This is a genomic window from Micromonospora sp. NPDC003776, assembly GCF_053605645.1.
The window spans coordinates 1-9,693 of the sequence record NZ_JBSGJR010000234.1 but is presented as its reverse complement, the minus strand read 5'-3'; the positions used below and the strand labels follow the sequence as shown (position 1 = coordinate 9,693).

Genomic DNA, 9,693 nt, shown 5'->3' with positions numbered 1-9,693 from the left:
TGGCAGGACGTGGAGCCGACCATAAGACCCGCCCCGGCGGGCCGGTGGCCATGAAACGTCAACCCGGCCCCGCCCACGCGGACAAGACCGGGACCGTCCCACCGCAAGGCGGGACATGCCGATCAGTCGCTAGAACGCACTGACAGGTAACGGCGCAGACGTGTCGCGGCGCACATGGTGAGCGCTCGATGCGCGGGTACCTCGCTGGGCCGGTAGTAACCTACCGGCGGACCCGGACAGGGGCGGAAACGGTGAGGTGGGGGATGTCGGTGAGGCGGCACGCGACGCGGGTGGCCACGGTCGGCGCGATGCTCGGCGGCCTGCTGGCCGTCACGGCGTCCCCGGCGTTGGCCGACGGCGACCGGGTGGAGGTGCGCTCGGCGAGCAGTTTCACGGTCGGCGGATCTCCGGGCACCGTGGCGGTCGAGGTGCGCAAGCGCACCGACGGCTGCGTCATGCTGCGCACGGCGCTGGCGCTGCGGCTGGACGGCGTCCGGCCCGAGCAGGTCCAGGTGCAGGTGAACAGCGACGGCCGCTGGTGGCCGGTGCCGGTCTCCGGAGGTTCCGGCGCGGTCACGACGGCCCGTACCGCGCCGGCGGAGCCGACGCTGTGCAAGGGCAAGGGCAGGACCGTCCGGTACCGGGTCGCCTTCCTGGCCGGCGCGCCGGGTGGCCGGCTGACCGTGGTGGGCGAGGCGACCACCGCTGTCGGTCGGCTGATCGGCCGGGGCGGCGCCGCGGCCCGGGTGGTGGGCGGGGCGCCCGCCTCCTCGCCGACGCCGACCCGCAAGGCCACCCCCACCCCGACACCCAGCGCCGAGGCGACCACCCCGGCCGCCGACGGCACTGGCTCGGCCCTGGCCGCGCTCGCCCCGACCGCCGGAGCCCCTTCCGCCGCGGCCGACAGTTCCTCCGGAGGTTCCCCCATCATGTGGTTCGGCATCCTGCTGGTGCTCGTCGGCGCCGCCCTGATCGCGCTGCTGGTCCGGCGCAGCCGCGCGGAGAAGGCCGACGAGCAGGGCGGACACCCGCCGGTTCCGCTGCCGCGCGCCACCGGCGGCACCACGTACCGGGCCGGCGCGCCGGTGGGCCAGGTGTACGGGCAGCAGCCGGCCACCCCGACCGTCTACGGCGGGTCTGCGACGCCCCGTCCCACCGGCAACGTGTATGGCGCTCCCGCTGCCGGGGGCCAGCCGGGTGGCGAGCCGCCGGCCGCGGGCCCGGACGCCACGAGCGTGCTGCCCCGTCCGCCCCGCTGAGCCGGCGTCCGGCCGCCGGTCGAGCGTTACCGTGACGGTGTGTGGCGACGACCCGACCCGGGTGGCCGCCGCGCCGGCCGCGGTGCCGTCGGTGCGGAGACGTGACCCGGTGCCGGCGCCGGTTCGCCGATAAGATCGCCTGCGCCGGGTGGCACCGCCGACCGGTGAGACCGCATACGTGGAAGGAGCCGCGCCGTGGCCCTGGACCCGCAGTTGCTCGAGATCCTCGCCTGCCCGGACACACACCACGCCCCGCTGGACTATGACGCCGCGGCGCAGACCCTGACCTGCACCGAGTGCGGTCGGATCTTCGAGGTGCGTGACGACGTCCCGGTGCTGCTGCTGGACGAGGCGCGCGGCGGTCCCGCAGCGGACGACGCGCGCGGCGGCTCCGCGACGCAGCCGTGATGGAGGGTACGGCCGGGGTCAGCGGGCACCGGCACGCCGACGAGTCGCTGCTGGACAGCCCGGAGTTGCTGGCCGAGCAGGATCCGGGCGGCATGCTCCGGTTCACCGCCTCGGCCGGGGCGCAGGTGCGCGAGTCGGCGGCGCTGGCCGCCGAGGCGAAACTGAGCGTCCTGGCCGACGAGGGCCGCCCGCGTGCGGTGGTCATCGCCGGCATCGGCACCGCCGGGCGTACGGGTGACGTGCTGGCCACGGTGGCCGGGCCGCGCTGCCCGGTGCCGGTGATCCCGCACCGCAGCGCGGGGGTGCCGGGCTGGGTGGGCGCGGCGGACGTGGTGATCGCGGTGAGCGCCTCCGGCCGCAGTCCCGAGGCGTTGGGTGCCGCGGAGGCCGCGCACCGGCGGGGGGCCCGCCTGGTCGCGGTCGGCGCGCCGGACTCCCAGCTGCAGTCGGTGGCCGAGCGGGCCCGGGCGCCGTTCATCCCGGTGCCCCGCCGGGCCCCGGCCCGGGCCAGCCTCTGGGCGCTCACCGTGCCGGTGCTGTTGGCCGCCCGTACGCTCGGGCTGGTGAAGGTCAACGAGGCGGACCTGGCCGAGACGGCGGCCCGGCTGGACGCGGACGCCGACCGGTGCCGCCCCACCGCCGAGTCCTTCGTCAACCCGGCGAAGTCCCTCGCCCTGGGCCTGGCCGGGTCGATCCCGATCGTCTGGGGCTCGTCACCGCTGGCCACCGTGGCCGCCCGCCGGTTCGGTGACACGCTCTCGGCCAACGCCCGCTACCCGGTGGTCACCGGGGCGCTGGGTGAGGCGGGCCGGGGCCGGGTGGGCCTGCTCGACGGCGTGTTCGGTGGCCTGGCCGAGGGGGAGCGGGACATCTTCGCCGACCCCGACGAGAGCGGCGGCGACGGCACCCGGCTGCGGCTGGTGCTGCTGCGCGACGGCGGCCTCAACGCGGAGGACGACACCGACGAGCCGCTCGCGGTGGAGGAGCGCCGGGCCGACGCCGTGCAGACCCTCGCCGAGCGGCGCGGGGTGCGCTGCGACGTGGTGACCGCCGAGGGCGGTTCCGCGTTGGAGCGGCTCGCCTCGCTGATGGCGGTCCCCGATTTCGCCTCGATCTACCTCGCCCTGGCACACGGGCTGGACCCGATGGCCGTGCCGGCCATCACGGAGATGAAGGAGCTGGCCAACCAGTGAGCACGTGGGGCACGGGGCGGGGAGCGGAAGCGTGAGCGCCAACGGTGGAACGAAGGCGATCGTCGCCGCCCTGGCGGCCAACGTCGGCATCGCCGTCACCAAGTTCGTCGCGTTCCTGCTGACCGGCTCGTCGTCGATGCTGGCCGAGTCGATCCACTCGGTCGCCGACTCCGGCAACCAGGGCCTGCTGCTGCTCGGCGGCCGCCGGGCCAAGCGGGAGGCCACCCCGGAGCACCCCTTCGGGTACGGCCGGGAGCGCTACATCTACGCGTTCATCGTGGCGATCGTGCTGTTCAGCCTCGGCGGCCTGTTCGCGCTCTACGAGGCGTACCACAAGGCGCAGCACCCGGAGCCGATCACCAGCTGGCAGTGGGTGCCGGTGACCGTCCTGGTGATCGCGATCGGGATGGAGGGCTTCTCGTTCCGGACCGCGATCAAGGAGTCCAACCTGATCCGGGGCAGCCAGTCCTGGATCCGCTTCATCCGCCGGGCCAAGGCGCCCGAGCTGCCGGTGGTGCTGCTGGAGGACTTCGGCGCGCTGATCGGTCTGGTCTTCGCGCTGGTCGGCGTGGGGATGACGCTGATCACCGGCAACGGCCTCTGGGACGCGGCCGGCACGGCGATGATCGGCGTGCTGCTGGTGGTCATCGCGCTGACCCTGGCGGTCGAGACCAAGAGCCTGCTGCTCGGCGAGGGCGCGGACCCGAAGGAGCTGGCCGCGATCCAGCGGGCCGTCACGGACGGCCCCGAGGTGGAGCGGATCATCCACATGAAGACGCTCTACCTGGGCCCGGAGGAGATGCTGGTGGCCGCGAAGATCGCGGTGCCGGCCTGCGACACCGCCGAGGACGTCGCCCGGGACATCAACGCGGTCGAGGCGCGGATCCGCGCGGCGGTGCCGATCGCCCGGGTCATCTACCTGGAGCCGGACATCTACAGCGCGGCGGCGGACCGGGCGGGCACCGGGCAGGCGGCGCACACCGCGGTGCCGCAGCCGGAGGCCACCGGTACGCCGCCGGGGGCCGCGGGCGACGAGGTGGCCGGCCGGCCCGGGAGCTGAGCGTGGAACTGCTGCAGGGCCAGATCCGGGACTACGCCTGGGGCTCCCGGACCGCGATCGCCCAGTTGCAGGGGCGCCCGGTGCCGAGCGACGGGCCGGAGGCCGAGCTGTGGCTGGGCGCCCACCCGGGCGCCCCGGCCACGGTGGACCGGGACGGCGCCCCGGTGAGCCTCACCGACCTGCTGCTCGCCGAGCCGGCGCACTGGCTGGGGGAGCGGCTGGTCGGCCGGTTCGGCACCCGGCTGCCGTTCCTGCTCAAGGTGCTGGCCGCGGACGCGCCGCTGAGCCTGCAGGCGCACCCGGACGCCGACCAGGCCCGGGCGGGGCACGCGGCCGACCCGGGCCGGGTCAACTACGTGGACCCGTATCACAAGCCGGAGCTGCTGGTCGCGTTGAGCGAGTTCGAGGCGCTCTGCGGGTTCCGCGACCCGGTGGAGTCGGCGGCGGCGATCGCTGCGTTCGGCGTACCGGCGCTGGAGCCGGTGGTCGCGGCGCTGCGGACCGGGCCGGCGGGGCTGCGGGAGGCCGTGCGACTGCTGCTGAGCTGGCCCGAGGCGGAGCGGGCCGGGCTGGTGGCGGGGGTGTTGTCGGCAGAGGCCGCCGGGCCGGACGCGGTGCTGGCGCGGGCCCTGGCGGTCGACTATCCGGCCGACCCGGGGGTGCTGGTGGCGCTGCTGCTGCACCACGTGTGGCTGGCGCCCGGCGAGGCGATCTGGATGCCGGCCGGCAACCTGCACGCCTACCTGCGTGGCACCGGGGTGGAGATCATGGCGGCCAGCGACAACGTGCTGCGCGGCGGTCTGACGCCCAAGCGGGTCGACGTGGACGAGCTGCTGCGGGTGCTGCGCTTTGAGGTGCTCGATGAACCGGTGGTGGCCCCGGTCCCGGTGGCGCCGGGCGTGGTGACCTGGCCGGTGCCGGTGGAGGACTTCGCGTTGCACCGGGTGGAGGTGGCGGCGGGCGGCGCGGGGGTGCGGCTGGCGCTGCCGGGCCCGCGGGTGGTGCTCTGCCGGGCCGGCAAGTTGACCGTCGACGACGGGGTGGGCACGGTCACGCTGGGGCCGGGGCAGGCGGCGGTGGGCACCGCGGCCGGGGGGCCGCTGGTGATCGGCGGCGAGGGCGAGGCGTACGTCGCCACCTGCGGGCTGGGCTGACCACGCCCGGCTCGGCCCGGCGCCACAATTCCGACTTTTACGAAATGGCTTGACGCTGCCCGGACCCGGTGTGACTCTATGGGTGCGCAGCGTTGTCGCGACGAAGGTCCGGTGACGCGCGGGGAACCAAACCGGGGGGATGCACGGGGCGGCCGGGCCGTGGGCGGAAAGTCCGTTCACCACCGACCGCCCCGTGCGCTGTCCGCTGTCCGCCGTCCGCCGACCGGGCATGGCCCGACCGGGTCGCGCGCGTAAGGTGGAAGGCTGCGCACCACATCGTTCGACAGGAGCTTCCATGACCAGCACCCTCCCGGCGGCCCCCAGCGGCGCGTCGTCCGAGGCCCGGCCGAGCACCCTCGCCGAGGGCGACTACAAGGTGGCGGATCTGTCGCTCGCCGCGTTCGGGCGCAAGGAGATCCGGCTCGCCGAGCACGAGATGCCCGGCCTGATGGCGATCCGGCGTGAGTTCGCCGAGGCCCAGCCGCTGGCCGGTGCCCGCATCACCGGCTCGCTGCACATGACCATCCAGACCGCCGTCCTGATCGAGACCCTGGTCGCGCTCGGCGCGCAGGTCCGCTGGGCGTCCTGCAACATCTTCTCCACCCAGGACCACGCCGCCGCCGCGATCGTGGTCGGCCCGGAGGGCACCCCCGAGGCCCCGGCCGGCGTCCCGGTCTACGCCTGGAAGGGCGAGAGCCTGGAGGAGTACTGGTGGTGCACCGAGCAGGTGCTCAACTGGCCGGACGGGCAGGGCCCGAACATGATCCTGGACGACGGCGGCGACGCCACCCTGCTCGTCCACAAGGGTGTCGAGTTCGAGAAGGCCGGGGTCGTCCCGCCGGTCGAGTCCGCCGACTCCGAGGAGTACGCGGTAATCCTCAAGCTCCTGCACCGCTCGCTCGCCGAGGACGGCCAGCGCTGGACCCGGATCGCCGCCGGCATCAAGGGCGTGACCGAGGAGACCACCACCGGCGTGCACCGGCTCTACGAGATGCACCGCGCCGGCACCCTGCTCTTCCCGGCCATCAACGTCAACGACTCGGTGACCAAGAGCAAGTTCGACAACAAGTACGGCTGCCGCCACTCGCTTATCGACGGCATCAACCGGGCCACCGACGTGCTGATCGGCGGCAAGATGGCGGTCGTGCTCGGCTACGGCGACGTGGGCAAGGGCTGCGCCGAGTCGCTGCGCGGCCAGGGCGCGCGGGTCGTGGTGACCGAGGTCGACCCGATCTGTGCCCTCCAGGCGGCGATGGACGGCTACCAGGTCGCCACCCTGGACGACGTGGTCGAGCAGGCGGACATCTTCATCACCGCCACCGGCTGCTTCAACGTCATCACCAACGAGCACATGGCCCGGATGAAGCACCAGGCCATCGTCGGCAACATCGGCCACTTCGACAACGAGATCGACATGGCCGGCCTGGCGAAGCGCTCGGACGTCAGCCGGGAGAACATCAAGCCGCAGGTCGACGTGTGGCGCTTCGAGGACGGCCACGCCATCATCGTGCTCTCCGAGGGCCGCCTGCTGAACCTGGGCAACGCCACCGGCCACCCGAGCTTCGTGATGTCGAACTCGTTCGCCAACCAGACCATCGCGCAGATCGAGCTCTTCACCAAGACCGACGAGTACCCGGTCGGCGTCTACGTGCTCCCCAAGCACCTGGACGAGAAGGTCGCCCGGCTGCACCTGGACGCGCTCGGCGCCAAGCTCACCACCCTGAGCAAGGAGCAGGCCGCGTACCTCGGCGTGTCCCAGGAGGGCCCGTTCAAGCCGGAGCACTACCGGTACTGAGCGCACCCGGGAGGGACCGGGGTCGGCCGCCGCGCGGCCGTCCCGGTCCCTTTCGCGTACGCGGGCACCCACCCGCCCGGCGCGGCGCCGGCTCCCGACGGGCAGGTGGGGCCGGATGGCCCTGGTGACCGTCGCCCCCGGGGCGGAAAGCTGGGGTGACCGGCGGGTGTGGGATCCCCGCCCACCAGGGTGACGTTGTCGTGAACGACTTGACGGCGGGCCCCGGTCAGGAGGAAGGTATGGCTGCCCTAAGTTAACTGAGGCGTGCCTAACCAACGACGGAGTACCTGATGTTCGCCACGTACCTGATCGGCCTGCGCGAGGGCCTGGAGGCGACCCTGGTGGTCAGCATCCTGGTCGCGTTCCTGGTCAAGTCCGACCGACGCAACCGGCTGCCGCACGTGTGGCTCGGCGTGGCCACCGCCGTCGCCCTGTCGGTCTTCTTCGGCTGGCTGATCGAGTACACCTCGACCTCGCTGCTGCAGACCTCCGAGTCGCGCGAGCTCTTCGACGCGATCACCTCCGTGGCCGCCGTCGTCTTCGTCACCTGGATGATCTTCTGGATGCGCAAGGCCGCCCGCAGCATCGCCGGTGAGCTGCGGGGCAAGCTTTCCGACGCTCTGGCCGTCGGCGCGTTCGCGGTGGCCGGCATGGCCTTCCTCGCGGTCATCCGGGAGGGCCTCGAGACCGCGCTGATCTTCTACTCGGCCGCACAGAGCAGCGCCGGTGGCGCCGGCCGCAACGCCATGCTCGCCCTGGTCGGCGGCATCCTCACCGCCGTGGTGCTCGGCTTCCTGCTCTACCGCAGCGCGCTGAAGCTCAACCTGAGCAAGTTCTTCACCTGGACCGGCGCGCTGCTGATCCTGGTCGCCGCCGGCATCTTCAAGTACGGCGTGCACGACTTCCAGGAGGCCGGCGTGCTGCCCGGCCTGAACCGGCACGCCTTCGACATCTCCTCGGCGCTCGACCCGAGCACCTGGTACGCGGCGCTGCTCAGCGGCATGTTCAACATCACCGCCACGCCGAGCGTGCTCGAGGTGATCGCCTGGGTGGCGTACGCGGTGCCGGTCCTGGTGCTCTTCCTGCGCAAGCCGGCCGCGCCCGCCAAGCCCGCCGCCCCGGCCAAGCCGGCCGCTGAGGCCGCGCCGACCGCCACCGCCACGCCGGCCGCCGAGGGCGCCGCCCCGGCCGGTCCGGTGGCGACCGACACCTCCACCACGCCCCAGCGCGCCTGACGACCGTTTCCCGAGGAGATACCGCACCGATGCGTACCACTCGATTCTTCGTGCCCGCTGCCGCCGGGATGCTCGCCGTGGCCGGCCTGGCCGGGTGCGGGGGCGGCGACGAGAAGTCGGACACGACGGCCGGCGGCCCCATCGTGGTCAAGGCCACCGACAGCGCCTGCGAGGTGGGCAGCACCGAGATCCAGGCTGGCCAGGTCACGTTCGAGGTGACCAACTCCGGCTCCAAGGTCAACGAGTTCTACATCTACGCAGCAGGCGACCGGGTGATGGGCGAGGTGGAGAACATCGCCCCCGGCCTGAGCCGCCAGCTGCACGTCGAGCTGCCCGCCGGCACTTACGAGACGGCCTGCAAGCCGGGCATGAGCGGCCGGGGCATCCGCGGCGCGCTGAAGGTCAGCGGCACCGCCGCGAGCGTGGCGCCGGACGCCGCGCTGACCGAGGCCACCGCCAGCTACCAGCGGTACGTGCAGAGCCAGACCGCCGCGCTGCTGACCAAGACCGAGGAGTTCGTGGCCGCGGTCAAGGCCAACGACGTGGCCAAGACCAAGGCCCTCTACCCGGTGACCCGCACCTACTGGGAGCGGATCGAGCCGGTCGCGGCGAGCTTCGGCGACCTCGACCCGAAGATCGACGGCCGCGAGGAGGTCGTCGAGGAGGGCATGGAGTTCACCGGCTTCCACCGGATCGAGAAGGACCTCTGGACCACCGGTGACGTCAGCAAGGACGGCGCGATCGCCGACCAGCTGCTCACCGATGTGAAGGCGATCGTCGCCAAGGCGAACGCCGAGAAGCTCACTCCGCTCCAGCTCGCCAACGGCGCGAAGGCCCTCCTCGACGAGGTGGCCAGCGGCAAGATCACCGGCGAGGAGGAGCGCTACTCGCACACCGATCTCTGGGACTTCAACGCCAATCTCGAGGGCTCGAAGGCGGCCATCGGGGCGCTCCGCCCGGCCTTGGAGCAGCGCTCGCCCGAGCTGGTCAAGCAGCTCGACGCGGAGTTCGCCGACGTCGAGGCCACTCTCGGCAAGCACCGTGCCGGCGACGGCTGGAAGCTGCACACCCAGCTCAGCAAGGCCGAGCTGAAGGAGCTGTCGGACAGCATCAACGCGCTCGCCGAGCCGATCAGCAAGGTCGCCGCGGTCGTCACCCGATGAGCAGCCCAGCCGCGGGTGACGCGACGAGCGAGCCGAGCACCGAAGCCACCGCCGGGACCGGCATGTCCCGCCGGCGGGCGATCACCCTCGCCGGGGTCGGCGTCGCCGGCGTGGCCGGGGTGGCCGCCGGTGCCACCGCGCTGGTGCGGGGCGGCGACCACGTCACGGCGAACGACGTGGCCGCCGGGGCGGTGCCCTTCCACGGCGAGCACCAGGCCGGCATCACCACCCCGGCCCAGGACCGGCTGCACTTCGTCGCCTTCGACGTGATCACCACGGACCGGGCGAAGCTGGTCACGCTCCTGCAGGACTGGACCGCCGCCGCGGCCCGGATGACCGCCGGGAAGGACGCGGGCCTGATCGGCGCCGCGACGCCGTCGAGAAGGGCATCGACGTCCCCGGCTACACCACCATCATCGTCAGCGT

The 9,693-nt window shown here is 73.2% G+C and carries 9 protein-coding genes; all 9 read left to right on the top strand.

All coding sequences use genetic code 11. The annotated features are described in order from the left end of the window. Positions 1 to 263 precede the first annotated feature (263 nt). Positions 264 to 1,259: a hypothetical protein gene (locus tag ACWEVO_RS19505; RefSeq protein ID WP_452308943.1), complete on the top strand. Its 996-nt coding sequence runs from the start codon at positions 264 to 266 to the stop codon at positions 1,257 to 1,259. A gap of 195 nt (positions 1,260 to 1,454) precedes the next feature. After that, positions 1,455 to 1,667 (top strand): Trm112 family protein, encoded by a 213-nt coding sequence (locus ACWEVO_RS19500; protein WP_452308942.1) that lies wholly within the window; start codon positions 1,455 to 1,457, stop codon positions 1,665 to 1,667. Next, complete coding sequence (locus ACWEVO_RS19495; protein ID WP_452308941.1) at positions 1,664 to 2,860, top strand: SIS domain-containing protein; 1,197 nt, start codon at positions 1,664 to 1,666, stop codon at positions 2,858 to 2,860. The genes ACWEVO_RS19500 and ACWEVO_RS19495 overlap by 4 nt, the downstream gene beginning before the upstream one ends. 31 nt (positions 2,861 to 2,891) lie before the next feature. Continuing rightward, positions 2,892 to 3,920, top strand: a complete 1,029-nt coding sequence (locus ACWEVO_RS19490; RefSeq protein ID WP_452308940.1) for a cation diffusion facilitator family transporter — start codon at positions 2,892 to 2,894, stop codon at positions 3,918 to 3,920. 2 nt (positions 3,921 to 3,922) lie between these two features. Beyond that, positions 3,923 to 5,074, top strand: a complete 1,152-nt coding sequence (gene manA, locus ACWEVO_RS19485; RefSeq protein WP_452308939.1) for a mannose-6-phosphate isomerase, class I — start codon at positions 3,923 to 3,925, stop codon at positions 5,072 to 5,074. Positions 5,075 to 5,369: 295 nt separating this feature from the next. Continuing rightward, positions 5,370 to 6,869: an adenosylhomocysteinase gene (gene ahcY / locus ACWEVO_RS19480; protein ID WP_452308938.1), complete on the top strand. Its 1,500-nt coding sequence runs from the start codon at positions 5,370 to 5,372 to the stop codon at positions 6,867 to 6,869. A 290-nt stretch (positions 6,870 to 7,159) separates the two neighbouring features. Continuing rightward, positions 7,160 to 8,104, top strand: a complete 945-nt coding sequence (gene efeU / locus ACWEVO_RS19475; protein ID WP_452308937.1) for an iron uptake transporter permease EfeU — start codon at positions 7,160 to 7,162, stop codon at positions 8,102 to 8,104. A 29-nt stretch (positions 8,105 to 8,133) separates the two neighbouring features. Further along, positions 8,134 to 9,267, top strand: a complete 1,134-nt coding sequence (gene efeO / locus ACWEVO_RS19470; protein WP_452308936.1) for an iron uptake system protein EfeO — start codon at positions 8,134 to 8,136, stop codon at positions 9,265 to 9,267. Then, the coding region (locus ACWEVO_RS19465) for a Dyp-type peroxidase domain-containing protein (RefSeq protein ID WP_452308935.1) at positions 9,264 to 9,693 on the top strand (430 nt) is incomplete at its 3' end. The genes efeO and ACWEVO_RS19465, both read left to right, overlap by 4 nt.

Coding starts and splice junctions, on each gene's coding strand:
- ACWEVO_RS19505 (WP_452308943.1), top strand. CDS start 264: ATGTCGGTGAGGCGGCACGCGACGCGGGTGGCCACGGTCGGCGCGATG.
- ahcY (WP_452308938.1), top strand. CDS start 5,370: ATGACCAGCACCCTCCCGGCGGCCCCCAGCGGCGCGTCGTCCGAGGCC.
- efeU (WP_452308937.1), top strand. CDS start 7,160: ATGTTCGCCACGTACCTGATCGGCCTGCGCGAGGGCCTGGAGGCGACC.
- efeO (WP_452308936.1), top strand. CDS start 8,134: ATGCGTACCACTCGATTCTTCGTGCCCGCTGCCGCCGGGATGCTCGCC.